The following is a 20,872-nucleotide window of genomic DNA, read 5'->3' as shown; positions in this document are numbered from 1 at the left end:
ACTTTAATATGGAACTTACAACAACAGTAACGGAACTACGTTACGCACTAGACACTTTTTTCTTCCTCATTTCAGGTGCGTTGGTAATGTGGATGGCAGCAGGCTTCGCGATGTTAGAAGCTGGCCTAGTTCGTTCAAAGAACACCACAGAAATTTTAACTAAGAACATCTGTTTATACGCAATTGCTTGTACAGCTTTCTTAGTGGTTGGTTACAACATCATGTATGTCGACAACGGTGAAGGCGGTTGGTTGCCATCATTTGGTACTCTAATTGGTACACAAGGTGAAGGCGCAGATCACTCTCTAGAATCAGACTTCTTCTTCCAGGTAGTATTCGTTGCAACAGCAATGTCTGTAGTATCTGGTGCGGTTGCTGAGCGTATGAAGCTTTGGTCATTCCTAATCTTCTCTGTAGTATTAACAGCGTTCATTTACCCTGTTGAAGGTTATTGGACTTGGGGCGGTGGTTTCCTATCAGAAGCGGGTTTCAGTGACTTCGCAGGTTCAGGTATCGTACACATGGCTGGTGCAGCAGCAGCGTTAGCTGGTGTTCTACTACTCGGTGCTCGTAAAGGTAAATACGGTAAGAACGGTGAAATCTACCCGATTCCTGGTTCAAACATGCCACTTGCAACGCTAGGTACATTTATCCTTTGGTTCGGTTGGTTCGGTTTCAACGGCGGTTCTCAACTGATGGTTTCGGATTTTGAGAACGCAACAGCAGTAGGTCAAATCTTCCTTAACACCAACGCAGCAGCAGCAGCAGGCGCAATTGCAGCACTACTAGTATGTAAAACAACTTGGGGTAAAGCAGACCTAACAATGATTCTTAACGGCGCGTTAGCTGGCCTAGTAGCAATCACTGCAGACCCTCTATCACCATCACCTCTATTTGCTGTAGCGATTGGTTCGGTATCTGGTGCATTGGTTGTATTCAGCATCATCGCTCTAGACAAAGCTAAGATTGATGATCCAGTAGGTGCTATCTCTGTACACGGTGTATGTGGTTTCTTCGGTCTAATGGCTGTGCCACTAAGCAACGCTGATGCAACGTTTGGTGCTCAGCTAATGGGTGCAGCAGTCATCTTTGCATGGGTATTCGGTGCTAGCCTAGCAGTATGGGCGGTGCTTAAAGCAACAATCGGTATCCGAGTAACGGAAGATGAAGAACTTGAAGGTATGGACATGCACGATTGTGGTGTCGGCGCTTACCCTGAGTTTGTATCAGTAAAATAATCAACAGTCGTCGCCTAATCTGAATGGGTTAGGTTGGACAAAGAAAGCCCCGCAACTCTTGTTGCGGGGCTTTGTTGTATTTACGGTTGCACAATATATAAACACGAACGTTGAAGTTAGGCTCATTGTTTAAGGGGAACGACAAGACACAAAGTTGAAATGGTTTGTTACAAAAGTGAGAGTTTGAATGGTCTGAGTAGACGGATTTTTTGTTGGTCGTCATTGTAATTATGTTAATGATGAATATAATAACGCAACTGATAGACATTATCATTTCGATATAAAGGATTTTACAATGAAGAAATTGCTAACACTTTCAGCTCTAGCGTGTGGTGTAATTGCCCCGACAGCAATGGCTGCGGAAGAAGTAAACGTATACTCTTACCGTCAACCTTTCCTTGTTGAGCCAATGTTCAAAGAGTTCACAAAAGAGACTGGTATTAAAGTAAACGTTAAGTTTGCTAAAAAAGGTTTAGCAGAGAAGTTAGCTCAAGAGGGTGAATACAGCCCAGCTGACGTTGTCTTAACTGTAGATATCAGCCGTCTATCTGAGCTAACTAAACAAGGTCTGGTTCAATCTGTAGAAAGCGATGTACTTGAAAAGAACATCCCAGCTCAATACCAAGATACAGATAACGAGTGGTTCGCTCTAACAACTCGTACACGTAGCGTTTATTCTTCACGTGACCGTGTTGGTCGTCTAGGTGAAGAGTTCACTTACGAAGATCTAACTAAGCCTGAATTTAAAGGCAAAATCTGTACTCGTAGTGGTAAGCACCCATACAATGTTTCTCTAGTATCTTCGATGATTGCTCACAAAGGTGAAGCTGAAACGAAAGAATGGCTAGAAGGCGTAAAAGCAAACCTAGCACGTAAGCCTCAAGGTAACGACCGCGCGCAAGTTAAAGCGATTAAAGAAGGTCTATGTGATGTTGCTCTTGGTAACAGCTACTACCTAGGTAAGATGGTTAATGATAAAGAGCAAAAAGCTTGGGCTGACTCTGTTTACATTAACTTCCCTAACCAAGAGACTACAGGTACTCACGTAAACATCTCTGGTATGGCAATGGCTAAATACTCTCCAAATGAAGAGAATGCCGTTAAGCTGATGGAATTCCTATCTGGTGACACAGCACAAAGCATGTACGCAGAAGTGAACTACGAATACCCAGTGAAAGCAGACGTTAAACCTTCTGAGCTTGTTGCTTCATGGGGCGAGTTCAAAGCGGATACTATTTCTCTAGACGAAATTGCAAACCACCACGCGGCTGCAATCAAGCTATTAGACGAAGTTAAGTTCGATCTATAATTTATTACGGTAGGCTTCGGCCTAAGTAAAATGACAACCTCAAGTCGCCATTTTGGCTACTTGGGGTTGTTTGTTATTGGAAAATCACTTTTTGATACAAAGCACCCCGTTGATCCCTTGAGTTATTAGCATCTCACCTTGAAGTCATTAGAGTATATGGGTATAAATAACCCCACCATTAAAAGGATATGAGATGTATTTGCAAATGCATTTGTGTTTCATTAAGCCTCGTTGTAGTTAGGCGATGAAAGAAAAGAATTATTTATGGAACACCAGTAGCGGCATTATTGCTGTATTACTGGTCTTACCGATCTTAGCGATTTTTACGACGGCTGTTGGAGAAACAGATGAGCTATTTTCTCATCTGATGTCCACAGTGATGCCTACCTATGCCTACAATACGGTGGTTTTAGTCATAGGAACCATGTTCCTGTCTTTAGTTTTTGGTATTCCGTCGGCTTGGGTTATGGCAATGTGCCGTGTTCCGGGAGAGCGTGTTTTGCAGTGGGCACTCGTCCTGCCATTAGCAATGCCAGGCTATATTGTTGGCTATATCTTTACCGATTGGTTCGACTTTGCCGGCCCTGTTCAGGTTCTACTGCGAGATCTTACTGGGTGGGGACCCGGTGAGTATTGGTTCCCAGATATTAGAACCTTATCCGGCGCTATTATTGTTCTGTCTCTCGTTCTCTATCCTTATGTTTATTTGCTGTGCCGCGCGGCATTTATGGAGCAAAACGTCTCCTTATTACAATCTGCTCGTTTGCTAAAATGCTCGCCTTGGGAAAGCTTCCGTCGTATCTCCTTACCACTTGTTCGTCCATCAATGGCGGTCGGTTTATCGCTTGTTGCTATGGAGACCATCGGTGACTTTGGTACCGTGAGTTACTTTGCGGTAAATACTTTAACGACTGCGGTTTATGATACTTGGCTAGGCTACTCAAGCTTAACGGCAGCTGCGAAAATATCGGCAATCATGCTGGTTATCGTGATCCTACTGTTGAGCTCAGAGCGATACAGTCGCCGTAAGCAGAAGCTATTCCAGAATCAGTTCAGCAGCCGCGAAGATTTTCGTTACGACCTTTCTGGTTGGAAAAAATGGCTGGCACTATTCTGGTGCTGGGGATTAGTTTGCGTTGCGTTCTTATTCCCTCTTGGCCAGCTCATTATTTACGCCTACAAATATTTTGCTCAAAGCTGGACCCCTGAATTCAGAGAATATGCCATCAACAGCCTTTACGTTTCGGTAGCTGCTGCAATTATTGGCGTGATTATCGCGATGATTGTTAACTTTAACCAACGCGTTAGTCCGAGTAAGAAAAATCAGGCTTATATGCGTCTCGCTTCGATGGGCTATGCCGTTCCAGGCACCGTGTTAGCGATTGGGGTGATGGTACCTGTTTTGTTCATGGATCACTTGGTCAATGACATTGCGAAAGTGATGGAGTGGGGGCGACCTGGTTTGATCTTCTCTGGCTCCATGTTCGCGCTAATTTTTGCCATGGTCGTACGTTTCTCTGCAGTGGCAATTGGCAGTATTGAAAGCAGCTTGAGTAAAGTATCCCCTTCATTGGATATGGCCTCAAAAACCATGGGTTGCAATACCAATCAGATGTTACGCCGTGTTCATTTACCTTTGATTAAACGTGGCGCATTGATCGCTGGCTTACTGGTGTTTATCGAATCAATGAAAGAGTTGAATGCGGCCTTGCTGCTGCGTCCTTTCAACTTCGAAACATTGGCGACTTATGTTTATAACTATGCCTCAGATGAGCACCTAGAATTGGCGGCGATGCCTGCTGTATTATTGGTGTTGGTGGGTTTAATTCCTCTAATCATCGTAAACCGTTCCTTGGAGCAGAAAAACTAATGAGTTGTGCATTATCAATTAAAGATCTGACTTGTAAGTATGAGTCGCAAACCATTTTGGAAGCGCTCTCGTTAGAAGTTGAGCATGGTGAAATTGTTTGTCTTCTTGGTGCGAGTGGCTGCGGTAAAACGACCTTACTGAAGGCGATTGCGGGCTTACTTCCATTGAGTAGCGGTGTGATGAGTTTGAACTGTCAAACCATTGATGATGGCGAGAATTGGTTGCCACCAGAGCAGCGTAACATTGGTATGATTTTCCAAGATTACGCCCTGTTTCCGCACCTGACGGTAAACCAGAATGTCGGCTTTGGCTTGAAAGACCTTTCTGATCAGCAAAAGAAAGACAAAGTTCAAGAGATGCTGGAGTTGGTTCACTTAGATGAGTACGGTGACCGCTACCCACACCAACTTTCAGGTGGTCAACAACAGCGTGTCGCTATTGCTCGTTCTTTGGCGTACAAGCCAGACTTGCTACTGTTAGATGAACCATTCTCGAACATTGACACTCAAGTTCGTCATGAGCTGATTTCTCAAATTCGTAAGATCTTTAAGAAGCAGGGTGTGACCGCTATTTTTGTGACTCACAGTCGCGAAGAGGCATTTGCTTTTGCAGATAAGATGGCTGTGATGAACCATGGTGTGATTGAACAGTATGGTTCGGCATCTGAGTTGTATTTCCACCCTTCGAGTAAGTTCGTTGCTGATTTCTTGGGTGGCGGTAGCTACTTAAAGGCACAGCGTATTTCGGAGCATGAATTTGAAACCAGTTTGGGTATGGTTGAAGCCAAACCGCAAACGGAGATTGAGTTCGGCAATACATGTGAGCTTCTGCTAAGGCCCCAGCATATCCAAGCAAGTTACGAGCAAGATAGTGCTATTTCGGTGCTAGAACAGCAATTTATGGGTGATCACTGTCGTTATTTAATCGAAGCGCATGGTCAGAAGTTATTAGCAACCTCGTCAGAAGCACTTGAAGTGGGTATGCCGGTCAACGTAAAAGTCGATACCAAAGGCGTATTGGCTTTTTAAAGAGATATAACGCGATACTAATCGTTACAAGAATCGCGATAAAAAAGCCCAGCACTTTAATCAAAGTACTGGGCAAGAGTTCTTCACTTATAGGCTTTAACAAGGCAGTGATTTGTTAAGTCCCATACAAAACTGCTGCACTCTATAAGCCTATAGAGAGAGGAAGTCTTTCACTTTTTGAAGAACACGTTCTGCAGTGTCTTTATCTTCCATTTCTGCGAAGATTCGTAGTAACGGCTCTGTTCCTGAGAAGCGAGCAATGACCCAGCCGCCATTCTTGAAGTACACCTTGGCACCATCTTCATAGCTGACTCTTTCAATTTCGTATTCAAATTCAGGCAGTTGCTTCTCGACGTAGATCTTAGTGTAGAGCGCTTCTTTCTCTGAAGGTTTAAACTTATAATCGCCTTCTGCGGTGTAGGCATAGCCATATTTAGAGTAAATCTCATCAAGTAATTCAGACAGCTTCTTGCCTGTCACACTGATCATCTCAACCAGTAAGCTTGAAGCAAATACGCCATCCTTACCTTTGATGTGACCACGAATGGTTAAACCACCTGAACTTTCGCCACCAATCAGAGAGTCATCGGCCTCCATTTGTGAGCTGATATGCTTAAAGCCTACAGGAACCTCAAAGCTCTTCTCACCATGATCTGCCGCCACTTTATCCAGTAGGTGTGTGGTTGCGATGTTACGAACGACAGAGCCCTTCCAGCCTTTGTATTCCAGCAAGTAGTAGTAAAGTAGGAGTAGCACTTCGTTAGGGTGAATGAAGTGACCTTTCTCATCGATGATTCCCAAACGGTCAGCATCGCCATCAGTACCAATACCAATGTCATAGCCTTCTGCTGCAACTAAGTGCTTCAAGCGATACAGCGTTGCAGCATTTGGCGACGGCATTAAGCCACCAAAATCTGGGTTTTTGCCATCGTTGATGACGTCGACATCACAGCGACCGTTAATCAGCACGGTTTGCAGAGCATTTTTTGCAACGCCAAACATTGGGTCAATCAGTACACGTAGATTCGCTTTCTTGATCGAATCGATATCGATGAAGTTGATGATTGAATCAACAAAGTCGTTCATCGGGTTGATGATCTCGATTTCTTTGTCGTTTAATGCTTGCTCGAAATCGACACGAATAATATCTTCGTTGGTCAGTGTTGCGATTTGCTGTTCGATCTTCTCTGTGATGATCTCATCAGCATCACGGCCACCTTCAATGAATACCTTGATGCCATTGTAATCGGCTGGGTTGTGAGAGGCGGTAATACACGCCGAGTAGGTGCATCCCATCTCTTTTGCTTGGAACATCACGATAGGTGTTGGAACAAACTTATCGATGAAGCTTACTTTGATGTTGTTCGCCGCAAGTACTTCTGCAAACCAACATGCGGCTTTATCGGAAAGGAAACGACGGTCATAGCCGATCACAAACCCATTCTTGGCTGCATCTTCGTTGTTGATGATGTTGGCGAGTGCTTGCGCTACCAAACGGACGTTTTCTCTAGTGAACTCCTCACCAATGAAAGCGCGCCAGCCACCTGTACCAAATTTAATCATTAGAAAATCCTTTTAGTCTCATTGTCTCAAGCCTGTAAAGACTTGAGACAAGAGCTGTTCGTTAAATTGCGTGACTAGCCTAGAACAACGACAACATCGTTCACGCTGCCTTCTGCTTGTACTGGGATAGCGCCTTCAACTGATTCACCATTGATAGTGATAGAGGCAACGCCTTTGCTTACTGCATTCGGGTTTTGCACTGTGATGTTGTAAGTTGCGCCACGCCATTGACGAGTAACCTCGAATTCTGGCCAATCAGTCGGGATACAAGGATCAACCGTTAAGCCTTCAAAGCCTGTACGAACACCAAGAATGAAGTTGGTTACCGCGAAGTAAGCCCAACCAGAGGTACCGGTTAACCAAGGGTGGTTTGCACGGCCGTGGTCTTGGTGATCTTTACCCATGATGAACTGCACGTACGAGTATGGTTCTGCGTAACGCGTTTCAATCATGTCGTTTTGGTTGTATGGGTTCAGTGCGTCATAGAATTTCATCGCACGGTCACCACGGCCTAGTTTCGCTTCTGCTACCCAGGCCCATGGGTTAGGGTGAGAGAAGATTGCGCCGTTCTCTTTTACGCCTTGGTAAACGCGAGTTACGAAACCGATATCATCGTTTGGTGTTGCAAATGAAGGAGAGTTTAGGTGTAGGCCGTATTCTGAGAAAAGGTTCTCATCAACAGCGTCCATCGCTTTCTCACCGCGTTCTTGAGATACAGCACCAGATAGAACGGCTAGCGTGTTTGACTCAAGGTGTACACGACCTTCAGCTTGTTGAGCGGTACCGATCTTGTCGCCATTTTTAGTTAGACCACGGATGTACCAGCCGCCTTCGTCATCCCAAAGGTGCGTTTCACACGCTTCGCGAACGTTAGCTGCCATTTCAGTGTATTTCGCAACATCAGCATCGTTATTACGGAACTTAGCAAGATCTAGGAATTCTTGTAGCGCCCAGAAGTGTAGGAATGAAACCATTGAAGATTCACCACCACCTAGGTTCAAACAGTCATTCCAGTCAGCTCGAAGACCTTTACAGATACCCGTTTGACCCACGTATTCAGCAGAGAAGTTCAGTGCCGCTTTCATGTGTTCATAAACTGTCGCCTCGCCACCGTCTGCGTATGGAATCACTTCATCGAAGAAGTCGTGCTCACCGGTTTCCATCACGTACTTGATGATGGTTGGAACGATCCATAGGTGATCATCAGAACATGTATCTTCAATGCCGTGGATCTTGTCGTCATCTGACGGTGTTGGAACAACTGTTGGTGATTTTGATGGCTCAACGTCGGCTTTCTCTGGATCGAACCAGTCAGGATCGAACAAGTGTAGACCGTAGCCCGCTTTCACTTGGCCGCGAAGCAGGTCGATAATACGTTTCTTGGTCATTTGTGGGTTGGCATGGGGTACTGAAATAGCATCTTGAGCCGTATCACGGTAACCAAGACCAGTACGACCGCCAACTTCGATGAATGATGCAAAGCGTGACCAAACCACACAGGTTTCCGCTTGGTATAGCGTCCACGTGTTGATCATTGTGTCTAAGCCTTCGTTTGGCGACTTAACTTGGAATTTGTTGCAACGCTCGTCCCAGTGATCTTTGATGCCTTGGAAAGCGGCGTCTACGTTTGCTGTGTCTTGGTACTTCTCACGTAGGCGTTCACCGTTGCCTTTACCGATACCGAGTACATACGCAAAGCGAACTTCTTCACCGGGTTGAATCGTAAATTGCTTGTGCAGAGAACCACAATGGTTGTAACAAGTTTGAGCGCTGTTAGAACACTTACCGTTTTCAACCGCAATTGGATTTGCTTCATCACGGTACATACCAAGGAAGTTGTCACGTTGGCCATCGTAGCTGTCTGGTGAGAAAGTTGAAGCTAGGTAGTAGAAGCCTTCAAAGTCGTTAGTGTTGTAGTACAGGTCGTATTCCAGAACACCTTCTTGGTAAGACGTGCCCGCAGAGTACAAAGACATCTGATGGTTTTGATTGTCTGATTGAATATGGCTGAAAGAGAACTCAACAAACGAGAAAGTGCTGATAGTACGTGGCTTGTCAGTGTTGTTCTTTAATACAACGTCCCAAACTTCTGCATCTTCACCCTTAGGTACGAATAGCGTCTTGGTTGCGGTAATGCCGCTGTATTCACATTTGAACTTTGAGTATGACAGGCCGTGACGAACCTCGTAGTTCGCTTCATCTAGGCTCTTGGCCACTGGTTGCCAAGAGATAGACCAGTAATCACCCGTCTCATCATCACGCAAGTAAACATAGTGTCCAGGACGGTCAAAGGTGCCGTTTGGACGGAACTTAGTAACACGGTTGTATTCCGGAGAGTTGTAGAACGAGTAACCGCCCGCATTGTGCGAAATCACGGTACAAAACTTTTCAGTACCTAGGTAGTTGGTCCAAGGTGCTGGTACATCAGGGCGAGTGATGACGTATTCGCGATTGTCGTTATCGAAATAGCCGTATTTCATTGTCATTTCCTTTTTAACAAACTGCATCTATGCAGCTAATTTTTAAATAGTGATGCTGAGTCTTATCTGACTGAGCACCTTAATTTGAGTTAGCAAGCGCTCGATGTGAGTGTTGCTTTGGTTTTGTTTTATTGAGCTTTCCAAGGGTTGCGATAGTCAACATTGAGTCTGTCGAGTAGCGGCAAGTGACCCTTTAGGCGAGACAGGTAATCTAGCCAGTTTCGGTTGTTTTTATGTGTCCAACATCCTTCAGCTAAAGCGCTAATTCTTGGAAATACCATGTAATCCATACGCTTTTGGTTGGTGACGATCTCACACCATAGAGCACACTGAATTCCGCGGATCCGCTTACGAATTGGGTCGGTGTCGGATATCTCAGCAAGCGCTTCGTAGGTATAAGCTTGTTCTAATGGGATAACGGCAGCCCAATCTACGCCCGGCTCTTCCGGTGCATAATCTTGGGTCATGTCGAGATAGGTAAACTGTGCAGGTTGCAACACCACATCAAAGCCTTGGCGAGCGCAATTGACAGCCGCTTCTTCACTGAGCCATGAGTAGATGATGGTCTCTTTACTCACTTTGTCGCCGTGCTGTGCTTCTTCCCAGCCGACCATGCGTTTGCCGAGTTGCTTAAGCTTGTTTTCGGCATAGCGGAATAGGTGGCCTTGTAGGTCTTTGCTGTCTTGGTACTGGTGTTCTTTCATCAATGCTTGAGCAGCAGGGCTGTTGGTCCACACACCGGGTGGCACTTCGTCTGCACCCATGTGAATCAATTCGCTCGGGAATAGCTCTGCGACTTCTTCAATAACTGCATCTAGAAATTGGTAAGTACCGGGCAAACCTGGGTTTAGTACATTGTCGTTGTAGTGCTGAATGCTCTTGTATTGAGTGGTATCCGCTTGCTCTACCAGCATGTCAGGCAGTGATTTGATTGCGGCACGGCAGTGTCCCGGAATATCGATCTCTGGGATCACCGTGATGCTGCGTTGCTCTGCATATTCAATGACTTCACGAATTTGTTGTTGCGTGTAGAAGCCGCCGTAGTTTTCCGCAATGTGGGTATATTGCGGCTCTAGTGCATGATCAGGGCCACGCCAAGCGCCAATTTCTGTTAGCTGTGGCAGGCTCTTTATCTCAATTCTCCAACCTTCATCGTCAGTTAGGTGCCAATGAAATACGTTGAACTTGTAGTGCGCCAGTTGATTGATTAAACGCTTCACTTGCTCTACTGAGTGGAAGTGACGAGCGCAGTCCAACATCATGCCGCGGTACTTAAAGCGCGGTTGGTCGGCTATCTTGCAACATGGTAGAGAGAAGTTCTCTGCGTCCAGTTGTTGAACTAGTTGAATCAAGCTTGCCACAGCGTGTGTAAAGCCCGACTGGCTGCCTGATTCAGCAATAATCTGTTGTGCAGTGATGGTCAGTTTGTATTCGGCTTCATCTAACGTCGGGTTGCTGCGAAATAGAATGTTGCCGCTTTCGTCTTTTGAAAGTTCAGCTGAAAGCGCGGTCGAAAGAGACAGCTCAAAGGTCGAGAGCAACTCTTGCTGGAACCAAGAGACTGCCTTATCAGCAAGATGAGATTGAACCTCAATTCTGCAGTCGTTATTTAGCGCGAAGTTACTTAGCGCGAAACTACCTTGCTGAAATTCGATCTGATTAGGCTGAGGAATCAATGCAATCTCAGCAGCGTTAACTTCAGGTATTTGATTGCGTTCACGGTATGGTGACGCCAGAACAATAGGTGATATCGCGACTGGCAGCACCGAGGTTTCGCCTTGGTGATGCGTTTGGATAAAGGCATCGTTTAGACCGTCAGAATAAAAACGGAATGGGGCGCTTTGAATGCTGAATTCAAGGTAGTAATGGTTGTTCGCCTTTAACACTGACGAACTTGGTTTGAACGAACAAAAGCTTCCAACTTGAGTCAGTTCACCTTGCGATAAACTTTCTGGAAGGATGAATCGATCAAATGCAAAGTGCAGAGACCAATCTGTTACGTCGAGGTCACTTAAGTTATGTACCGTAAGGCCAAATCGGCAGTTATTTTTTTGTTCAGAAAGAACAGCTAAGTCGATGCGATAATTCATATAACTTCCCTGCTAAGCCTGTTGATACAAGTTGTGTTGTGGTTTCCCGGCAAACATCAATGCGCCTTCTATAGCGTCGAATTGAGGTTTAACGATCCATTGCTGTACTGGTGGTGATAGCCAGTTGAGAATTCGCTCTGCGATACTTCCCATCAGGCATACCTTGTCCGCACCTTTGTGATGCAGTGCTAGTACAAACATTTCGATATTAGCGGCGGTTTGCTTGAGCATCTCGATAGCCAGTTCGTCACCTTCATTAGCGAGTTGAAAAATAACTGGTGAGAATTGACCGTAATCCTTTGGAATAGCACCTTTTGACCATTCGACAATGGCATCCACATCATTATTAAAGTGATTCATCACATGTAGAGTCAGCGGGGTTTTGTTGCGAATACCGTCTTCTGCAAGCAAGACTTGTTGAATCAAACGTAAGCCCATGACTGCGCCGCCGCCTTGATCTGAAATCGGAAATTCACGACCGCCAACCACATATTGCTCACCGTCTTTTAGGAAGATACCGCAAGAACCCGTACCACCGATCATGATTGCGCCGTTTTGGCCATTGTGAGCACCAATGCAAGCGCCATAAGCGTCGGTATTTAGTGTCATGCTTGCGAAAGGGTGTGGTTGAGCCATGAAGTCGAACCATGCTGATTTTTGCTCAGCGCCAGCCAGTGCTAGGCCAACATGCATATTTGAAAAATGGTCTGAGTTGAGTTGCCCTTGTTGTGCTGCTTTTGTAATGGCATCAATAATTGAGCTCATCGCAACATCAACACCCAAAAGGATGTTGGCACTGCCACTTTTCGCTTCACCAATCAATTTGCCTTGGTCGTCACGAATACGAGCACGACAAGAAGTACCACCACCATCAATACCTACGTAGTAAAGAGTCATTATTATTGCTCCTTACGCTGAGCTAAGAAGTTGAACTGTGCAGCGGTTGCTAATAAGAACCACGCACCATGAGGGATCCATTGCTCACCCCAGCGCCAGTTTTGAAGCATGTCATCTTTTTGTGCTGGTGGATTGAACGCAATGTCTTGTTCATCTTCAAAACCAGCTGTGATGCCATTACAGATACCGCCTTTCGCATTGAAGAACCCAAGCTGAGGTAGGTAGTCTGGGTTGTTATGGCCATGACCATCGAGCATGCACATGTGGTATGGGTTGAGGCCCAAGATCCAATCAAGGCTATTTTGTGAAAGCTGGATTAAGCGCTCTTGAAGTTCGCTATCTTTAATGTGCGGTTGAACTAGGTAAGCCATGGTTGCGAGTGAGCCAAGGCGTGCGTTCTCGCCTTGCCACCAGTAACCGGTTTCGTTCTGTTGAGCGACGAAGAAGGCATCACGTTTATCACCATCGACAGATTTAACGTATTGTCTTGGATAGCCAAATGGGTTGGTGACTTTGTCGGTGATCTTGATTTCGAACTGACAAGCTTGTTCAACAACTGTGCGCGCCTGTTCTTTTAATTCAGCATCGGTTTCATTGTCGATGTATTCACATAGTGCAATCACAGGAAGACCGGCTTCAGCTGCGTGAAAGTATGGACGAGAGCCATCAGAGTTTGCCGACCAGAAGTGCTCAAATGAATCATCGGATTGCTGACGAGAGATTAAACGAGTCGCCCAAGTTCTTGCTTCTGATAGGTATTGCAGGTCTTGTGTTACGCGATACAGCTCATTGGCTGCGAGTAGGGCGCAATACTCATCGATGATGTTCTCTTCACCATCGTTTAGATACTGGAGGTTGTACTCTTTTAGATGCCAGTAACCCTTAACCGCCATTTCAAGGTATGTGTGGCTCGAGTAGCTGCCACAGATTTCAAGCTCAGAAGCTGCGGCTAATGCTGCGATAGCAACACCTGCACCTTGTCGGTAGCCCGCTTGTAAGTCCGTTGATTTATGACCTTCTTGAGTCGCATAAGCGCAGATATCGCGTTGGTTGATATCTTTGCTCCATTTGTCGAATACCGTCATATAGAAGTATCCGTCAGCGTCTTGCATACGCACTAAGAAGTCGGCACCGAACAGAGCCTCTTCCGTTAGACGAGTCATGGAGAATTTCGGGAAGTCTGGGTTATGGCCAGTCAAGCGTACGCTTTTTAGCATGTTCCAAACGACCATCGGAATTTGTTGTGGGTTTAGGTAGTTACCATAAGACAGGTGGCTAAAATATTTACTGACATCACCTGATGCGTCGTACCAACCGCCATGGACATCGACGTATCTGTCAGTGCCTAGAATTTGTGCCTGTTGATCTTTTTTGTCGAAAATACCGCCACAGCGTTGTGACTTAAAGTAATGAAGCACATCAGAAAACGTGTGGTTCATTAATAGGTTGCTACCAATCTCAAATACTTCTGAACGCAGGTTGTCAAAACGTAGGTAGTAGCGACCAGATTCAGTGACTGAACTGAAATCAATAGTGAAGAATTGCCCTTGATGCCAATTTGCTACGCGGCCTTGTTTAACCACATCAAAATTTCCGACAGTCATATGGTTGTCAGCACAGACGAGTAGAGCCGTAGTGCTTGATAGGCGAGCTTTCTTAGTTTGTAGGATAGCTTGCTTCGGGCCTGTGGACTCATAGCCAATATGGTTGGTCAATAACAGCATCAATATTCTCCGACAGTCCTAGTTTCTATTGGCTAGGTACTTGAATGTTTTGGATATAAATAGTTAGGGTCCGAAGACCCTAACTTGGGTTTTATTGCTTAGCTTTCGTGTAGGTAACAGCGCACAAAGTGGTTATCAGCGAGCTGCGTAACCCCTGGTAGCTGCTCTTTGCACTTATCCATTGCGTGAGTACATCGGCCTGCAAATGGGCAGCCTGCTGATACTGGTGTCCACAGAGGAATCTCACCTTTGTTGCCTGCAAGTTGCTCGTGGATCGACTTCTTAGGATCTGGAACGGCCGAAACAAGCAATTGGGTGTATGGGTGCTGAGGGTTAGCAATCACGTCATCGGTATCGCCCCATTCCACCATGTGTCCCACGTACATCACCGAAAGGTCTTCAGCGATGTAACGAGCGGTTGCGATATCGTGAGTGATGTAAAGCAGAGACATTTGCTTCTCGAACTTCATCTCTTCCATCAGGTTCAAAACACCGGCACGAATCGATACATCAAGCATTGAAGTTGGCTCATCGGCTAGTACAACTTCGGCACCTACCGCGATGTTGCGGGCTAGGTTGACACGTTGACGCTGACCACCAGACAGTTGGTGAGGGTATTTCTTCGCCGTCTCTTTTGGCGGAATGAGACCTACTTGCTCTAAAAGATCGTAAACGCGTTCTTCTAGCTCTTTCTTGTTGCCCGGAGATACTTTCTTGTGGATCAACAGTGGTCGAGCAATGTGGTGGAAGATATTGTGTGTTGGGTTCAATGAACCAAACGGGTCTTGCCATACCATCTGCACGCCTTCACGGTAGTGCATAAGCTCTTTTCTGCTTGAGATCTCTTGGATATCACGACCTTTGTATTCGATCGTGCCGCCTGAAGGTGCGTACATTTTTGCGATCATTTTTGCGGTTGTTGATTTGCCTGAACCAGACTCACCAACCACTGCTAGGCCACGGCTTTTGTACATCTTGAATGACACGTCGTTAATCGCACGCATCATTGGGGTTTGAATGGTGGTACTGCTTATTGGGAAGTCTTTTACGACATTCTTGCCTTCTACCAATAATTGACCGAAATCTTTGCTCATAATTGTCTCCAGAATCCTTATTCGCTTTGCTTGTTTTTAGGCGGTCGAGCCGCCTTGTTCGTTATTCACGCAAGCTATAGCTTCCTTTGTACTATTGGGTCACCGTACAGGTGGCAGTTAGACAAATGTCCCGGGTCGATAGAACGCAGCTTGGTTGGCACCTTGGTACACTTTTCATGTACACGGTCACAACGAGCTTGGAAACGACACCCTTCAGGGATCTCTAACAGGTTCAGAGGGTTACCCGGAATACCTGCTAACTTTGTCTTTGGCCCTGTCAGTGGAGGGAAAGAACTTCCCAGCCCTTTGGTGTAAGGGTGGTAAGGGTTTTCTAGAATATCTTGAGAGTTAGCCACTTCGATTAGCTCACCTGAGTACATGATGCCGATGCGGTCAGAGAACTCGACCATCAATGACAAGTCATGGGTGATGAACAGAATTGAGAAGCCAAATTCTTCTTTTAGTGCATAGATCTTTTGTAGGATTTCGCGTTGCACAACCACATCAAGTGCGGTTGTCGGCTCATCCATAATGATCAGCTTTGGATTCAGTGCTAACGCGATAGCAATAACCAAGCGCTGACGCATGCCGCCAGAGAATTGGTGAGGATAGTCACTCAATCGGCTCGGGTGAATATCGACGATTTCAAGTAGACCTTCAGCACGCTGCTTAGCTTGCTCGCGAGTCATGTTGGTGTGACGCATGATTACGTCACAGAACTGCTCTTCCATCGGTAGTACTGGGTTGAGTGCGTTCATCGCGCTCTGGAATACCATCGACATCTCACTCCAACGGAACGACTGCATACGGTCATCACTGTATTCAAGGATGTTCTCACCGTTGAAGATAACCTCACCACCACTGATGTAAGCGGGCGGCTTATGAAGACGCATAAGAGAGAAAGCGACCGTTGATTTACCACAGCCAGATTCACCAGCTAGGCCGAAGACTTCACCTGGAGCGATGTCGAAACTTACGTTGTTACACGCACGAACATCGCCAGACTCTGTGATGTAATCCACGCATAAGTTGCGGATAGAAATTAGTGGTTCAGACATGATTATTTATCTCCGCTCCAAAGTGCATTTTGTGGTGGTAGTTCTGGTTCACGTTCTTCTTTGTCTTGAGCTGCTAGTTTCTTCCAACGCTTCATGCCTTTGTGAGAACGCAGTTGCGGGTTAGCAATTTCATCGACCGCGAAGTTAAGTAGAGCAAGGCCAGTTACAAGTAGTGTCAGTGCGATACAAGGAGCCAGCAGTTCCCACCAAGCGCCAATCAGCATTGATGAAGAGGTTTGAACGTTGTAAAGCATGATGCCCCAGCTGATTGTGTTCGGGTCACCAAGACCTAGGAACGAGATGGTTGCTTCCATCATGATTGCGTACATCACCGAACCGATGAAGCTTGCGCCAACGATAGAGATAAGGTTTGGCAGAATCTCTACGAAGATGATGCGGAATGAAGATTCACCCAAAACTTCAGCGGCTTTTACAAACTCTTTTTCACGCAGTGCTAAGGTTTGGGAGCGAACAACACGGGCACCCCAAGCCCAAGACATAAAGCCGATAACCAAGGTTATGGTGAGTGGCCCTGCCTCACCGATAAAGGCTGCTACTACGAACAGTAATGGGTATTGAGGGATTACCAGCATGATGTTCATTGCGGCTGTTAGAACGTCATCGACACGGCCACCGAAGTAACCTGCAGAAACACCAATAACAGTTGCGAGTAAACATACGGTTAGACCCGCACCAAAACCTACAGCAAGAGATACGCGTGCGCCGTATACCACTTGAGACCAAACGTCACGACCCATACGAGTTGTACCTAGTACGTGGTCTGCCTTTTTAGACATGATCAATGTACGACGGTCGTCTGCTAGATTTTGAGCAACCCAGCCATCAGGGTTAGTTTGTGCAGACTTCACCACGAAACCAGGATATTCGTGTGGGTTACCTGTACGCTTGTCTGGTACATGTTTGGTGATTAATGGAGCTGCAATCGCGCCAAGAATAAAAATACTTAGGATGATGACGCCTGTTAGGGCCATCGGGTTACGCCAAATGAGTTTTAAAAAGTCTTTCATGATTATTTACCACCCTTACGAAGACGAGGGTCAAGAACAACGTAAAGCATGTCTGCAACTAGGTTAAAGAACAGCATGAATAGCGTCATGATAAGCAGCTGACCTTGCAGTACTTGGTAGTCACGAGCGTTAATTGCGTTGAAAAGTACGCTGCCAAGACCTGGGTAGTTAAAGATGATTTCGATAATTAACTGACCGCCGATTGCCATACCTAGCGACATTGACAGGGCTGTCACACTAGGTAGCATCGCGTTACGAGCTGCGTAGTTGAATACCACTCGGTTTTCGCTCAGGCCTTTGCCTTTCGCCATGGTGATGTAGTCTTCGGCTAGTAGGTTGATCATGTTGTTACGCATGTTTACTAGGAAGCCACCAATTTGAACAACAGAAGCACAGAACAGTGGTAAGAAGGCGTGGTAAGCGACATCTTTAATGAATGCCCAGCTTGTCCAATCAGGTATAGTACCAGCGGTGTAGGCATACCCTGTTGGGAACCACTTCAAGCCAATTGCAAAGGTAAATAGTGCAATCATCGCGATAACAACTTGAGGAACGGCTTGTAGAATCAGCATCCCTGGCGTTACGAAGGCATCGTACTTACTGCCGCGTTTCCACGCTGCGAAAATACCTAGGATTGAACCAATCGAGAAAGAAAGAATAACTGCGGTGCCGGCTAAGAAAAGCGACCAACCGAATGCTCCACCCAACAGTGTGTTTACAGAAAGTGGGTAGAATTGAATTGATGTACCAAGTTCCCAGCTAAGAATGTTCTTCATGTACGCCACGTATTGAACTAAGTAGCCACCATCAACGAAGCCTAATAGTTCTTTCATTGCAGCAATACGCTCTGGAGTAACTTGTACAGAAGCGTTCGCAAACATCATGGTAACTGGGTCACCAGGCATTGCTCTTGGAATAATAAAGTTTAACGTCGCAGCAACTAATAGCGCGACAAAATAAAATGACAAACGTCTTAAAAAATAACCCATAACTCACACCTTACTCACCCAGATTGTTTCCCTGTTTCTGGATTCAGGTCGCTCCTAGCGAAATTTGGAACGAAAAATCCCCTGACGACTAGCGCCATACTTTCAATTGAGAGTGTGGGGATTTTTATAAGCGGCGTAAGAGGTTACGCCGCAAGGATTGAACGATTACTTATTTAACTGGTTTTAGGTCCAGTACATGAAGTAGACGCTCTGGAATACCAGCCCAAATGTTTGGACGGCCTTTTGGATTTTCTTCGTTCCACCAACCAGTGAAGCGAGTTGTGTTGTATTGGTACATGTAAGCACCAGACATCACAGGGATTGTCACTTGGTCTGCAGCGATGATTTGCTGGATACCGTGTGCAATATCTAGCTGTTCGTTCTTATCAGCTGTTTTGTAGAAGCTGTTTAGAAGACCATCTAGCTTGTCGTTTTTGTAGAAGTGCATTGCGAAACGAGGCATACCATCACCAGATTGTAGTGATGAGTTGTAAGCACTGTTCCAGTACGTGTATGGATCCGCACCGTGGAAGTAGTTTGTGTATGCTACGTCGTATGTACCTTCAAGCATTGCTTGGTTGTAAACAGAGAAATCAGGTGTACGAGCTTTCGCTTTAATACCGATTTCGTTCAGTTGTTCTACCGCTAGTTGAACTGTGTTGTTGAAGTCAGTCCAGCCGTTTGGCGATTGAATCATTAGTTCGAAAGATTTGCCTGATGGAGTGTCAACAAAACCATCTTTGTTCACATCTTTGAAGCCAGCGTCAGCAAGAAGCTTCTTCGCGCCTTCAGCGTTGTAAGTGTTGAAGCCTTTGTACTTGTCGTGAGTTTTTTCATCAGACCAAGCTTCAAACGCGTAGCCAAGACCCGATGCGAAATCGTTCACAGTACCGCCACCGTAGAATGCGATGTCGATGATAGTTTGACGGTCAAGAGCCATAGAGAAAGCACGACGGAAGTCAACGTTGCTCAATGCTTCATGCTTCGCAGCATCAGGGTGCTTGAAGTTAACGATGAATGCCTGTGTACCTGCTGGCGGGTACCAGTAGTGGTGTTTAGGGCTAGCTGCTGCGTATGTACGATCGATATCTGGAACGAAAGAAGACGTCCAGTCCATTTCACTGTTTACAACTTTACCTAGGAATTGGTCGTTGTTCGCAATTTGTGGAACACGTAGACAGTCAACATCTAGGTTGTCTGCATCCCAGTAGTTCGGGTTTGCACACTGGATGTATAGTTGCGCTGTAAACGTATCGATTTCTGTAAATGGACCAGAACCAACTGGGTTTTCATTGGTAAACGTTGATGGATCTTTAACGTCTTTCCAGATGTGCTTAGGTACTACAGGTACTTTGGCAATCTCATAAGGTACGTTCGAGTTTGCTTCTGTTAGGCTGAACTTAACTTGGTTGTCGTTCAGTTTTTCTACAGAAGTTACCCAAGAGTTGATACCAGATTGGTCAAGCTCTGGCTTCTCTTTTACAAGGTTGAAAGAAAAAACAACATCATCAGCAGAGAAAGCTTCTCCGTCAGACCATTTAACACCCTTACGAATGTCGAAAACTACGCTCATCAGATCATCTGACATCTTGAAGTTTTCAGCTAGACGGAACACTGGAGTGTTACCGTGCATTTCGTTAAATACTACTAGCGGCTCGTACATGAAGTCAGTTGTAGTATGTAGGTTAGTAGCACCAAGGTACGGGTTAAAGTTACGTACGAATGTAGTGTACTCTTTCGGGTGAACGGTCAGTTCACTGCGTTCTGCAGCTGTTGCTACTGATGCAAAACCTGTTGTAGCGGTCGCAATAATTGCTGTTGCTATTGCTGTTTTTTTTATATTGGCAAGCATAGCTGTTCCTTACTATTTGCTTTCATTTCACTAATGGATTGAATGCTATCTGTCGCTAAATGGTTTAGTAGATACACACTCTAGTTAAAGGCCTACCTCTTCTTCGTTGCTCCAGATTCATCGTTGATTCCGAGAAGTGGTAAGAGTGGCCTGTAGGCCTTTGGCAGGAGTAAGAAAACACCTTATCGATGAATTAATCAAACTCGTTTCCCGTCAAAAACGTTAAAAACACATAACCACACGTCATTAACGTCAAAATAGGGTGGTTTGATGGTTTTTTGCACGCAATTGTTATGGTGATGTGACTCGCAATTGAATTTGTGTTGGTAATTGAATGTTAGTGTTTACTTACTTTTTGTTCTTTTAATTATATAGCCTTGTGCTGTTTTAATGTAATTGTAGATCTTGGTCACTTGCTCGTTTTACGTTAAATTTCCCTAGAAAATTAAATCTGCCGTTCTGTTGTGACTCGCTTCTCAAACTGCAACAAAGAGTCAGCTAATGGTTAAGAATGGTGAAGAAAAGGGCAAGTAACCGCGGATTTTAACAGTGCTGTTTACGCTCAAGTAACGTGATATTTCGCTTGTTTAATGATGTGAAAAAAGTGGTTTCAAAGAGGCGTTATTGTGCCTTTTACTGGAATGCCATGCAC

The 20,872-nt window shown here is 45.5% G+C and carries 14 protein-coding genes; 4 read left to right on the top strand and 10 right to left on the bottom strand.

Features of this window, described 5'->3' with window-relative positions:
- Positions 1–8: 8 nt before the first annotated feature.
- The 4 genes from AB4161_RS10040 (at position 9) to AB4161_RS10025 (ending at position 5,445) form a co-directional block, all read left to right on the top strand.
- A complete protein-coding gene (locus tag AB4161_RS10040) occupies positions 9–1,238 on the top strand; it encodes an ammonium transporter (RefSeq protein ID WP_017059420.1) in 1,230 nt (409 codons plus the stop codon).
- Between the two features lie 295 nt (positions 1,239–1,533).
- Positions 1,534–2,547 carry a Fe(3+) ABC transporter substrate-binding protein gene (locus tag AB4161_RS10035; protein WP_017059419.1) on the top strand — a complete coding sequence of 338 codons (1,014 nt, stop codon included), beginning with the start codon at positions 1,534–1,536 and terminating at the stop codon, positions 2,545–2,547.
- 244 nt (positions 2,548–2,791) lie between these two features.
- Positions 2,792–4,417 carry an iron ABC transporter permease gene (locus tag AB4161_RS10030; RefSeq protein WP_017059418.1) on the top strand — a complete coding sequence of 542 codons (1,626 nt, stop codon included), beginning with the start codon at positions 2,792–2,794 and terminating at the stop codon, positions 4,415–4,417.
- Positions 4,417–5,445, top strand: coding sequence for an ABC transporter ATP-binding protein (locus tag AB4161_RS10025; RefSeq protein ID WP_372083290.1), 1,029 nt, complete (start codon positions 4,417–4,419; stop codon positions 5,443–5,445). Before AB4161_RS10030 ends, AB4161_RS10025 begins: the two co-directional genes overlap by 1 nt.
- 150 nt (positions 5,446–5,595) lie before the next feature.
- On the opposite strand, the gene AB4161_RS10020 is transcribed toward AB4161_RS10025, so the two are convergent.
- From AB4161_RS10020 to AB4161_RS09975, 10 genes are all read right to left on the bottom strand, one after another.
- Complete coding sequence (locus tag AB4161_RS10020) at positions 5,596–7,008, bottom strand: phosphoglucomutase/phosphomannomutase family protein (RefSeq protein ID WP_372083289.1); 1,413 nt, start codon at positions 7,006–7,008, stop codon at positions 5,596–5,598.
- Positions 7,009–7,082: 74 nt separating this feature from the next.
- A complete protein-coding gene (locus AB4161_RS10015) occupies positions 7,083–9,488 on the bottom strand; it encodes a GH36-type glycosyl hydrolase domain-containing protein (protein WP_017066806.1) in 2,406 nt (801 codons plus the stop codon).
- Between the two features lie 128 nt (positions 9,489–9,616).
- Complete coding sequence (locus AB4161_RS10010) at positions 9,617–11,578, bottom strand: beta-N-acetylhexosaminidase (RefSeq protein ID WP_372083288.1); 1,962 nt, start codon at positions 11,576–11,578, stop codon at positions 9,617–9,619.
- Between the two features lie 12 nt (positions 11,579–11,590).
- Positions 11,591–12,475, bottom strand: a complete 885-nt coding sequence (locus AB4161_RS10005) for a BadF/BadG/BcrA/BcrD ATPase family protein (protein ID WP_372083287.1) — start codon at positions 12,473–12,475, stop codon at positions 11,591–11,593.
- Between the two features lie 2 nt (positions 12,476–12,477).
- Positions 12,478–14,199: a glycoside hydrolase family 9 protein gene (locus tag AB4161_RS10000; protein WP_372083286.1), complete on the bottom strand. Its 1,722-nt coding sequence runs from the start codon at positions 14,197–14,199 to the stop codon at positions 12,478–12,480.
- 98 nt (positions 14,200–14,297) lie between these two features.
- Positions 14,298–15,293: an ABC transporter ATP-binding protein gene (locus tag AB4161_RS09995; RefSeq protein ID WP_372083285.1), complete on the bottom strand. Its 996-nt coding sequence runs from the start codon at positions 15,291–15,293 to the stop codon at positions 14,298–14,300.
- Positions 15,294–15,367: 74 nt separating this feature from the next.
- Positions 15,368–16,351, bottom strand: a complete 984-nt coding sequence (locus AB4161_RS09990) for an ABC transporter ATP-binding protein (protein ID WP_017063265.1) — start codon at positions 16,349–16,351, stop codon at positions 15,368–15,370.
- Between the two features lie 2 nt (positions 16,352–16,353).
- A complete protein-coding gene (locus tag AB4161_RS09985) occupies positions 16,354–17,379 on the bottom strand; it encodes an ABC transporter permease (protein WP_017056648.1) in 1,026 nt (341 codons plus the stop codon).
- Between the two features lie 2 nt (positions 17,380–17,381).
- A complete protein-coding gene (locus tag AB4161_RS09980) occupies positions 17,382–18,368 on the bottom strand; it encodes an ABC transporter permease (protein ID WP_017059409.1) in 987 nt (328 codons plus the stop codon).
- Between the two features lie 169 nt (positions 18,369–18,537).
- Positions 18,538–20,220 (bottom strand): ABC transporter substrate-binding protein, encoded by a 1,683-nt coding sequence (locus tag AB4161_RS09975; RefSeq protein ID WP_372083284.1) that lies wholly within the window; start codon positions 20,218–20,220, stop codon positions 18,538–18,540.
- Between the last annotated feature and the right edge of the window lie 652 nt (positions 20,221–20,872).

Origin of the sequence: Vibrio sp. 10N.286.51.E5 (assembly GCF_041469125.1) — a bacterium.
GTDB classification, from domain to species: domain Bacteria; phylum Pseudomonadota; class Gammaproteobacteria; order Enterobacterales; family Vibrionaceae; genus Vibrio; species Vibrio crassostreae_C.
This window is presented reverse-complemented; position numbering and strand designations above follow the sequence as displayed.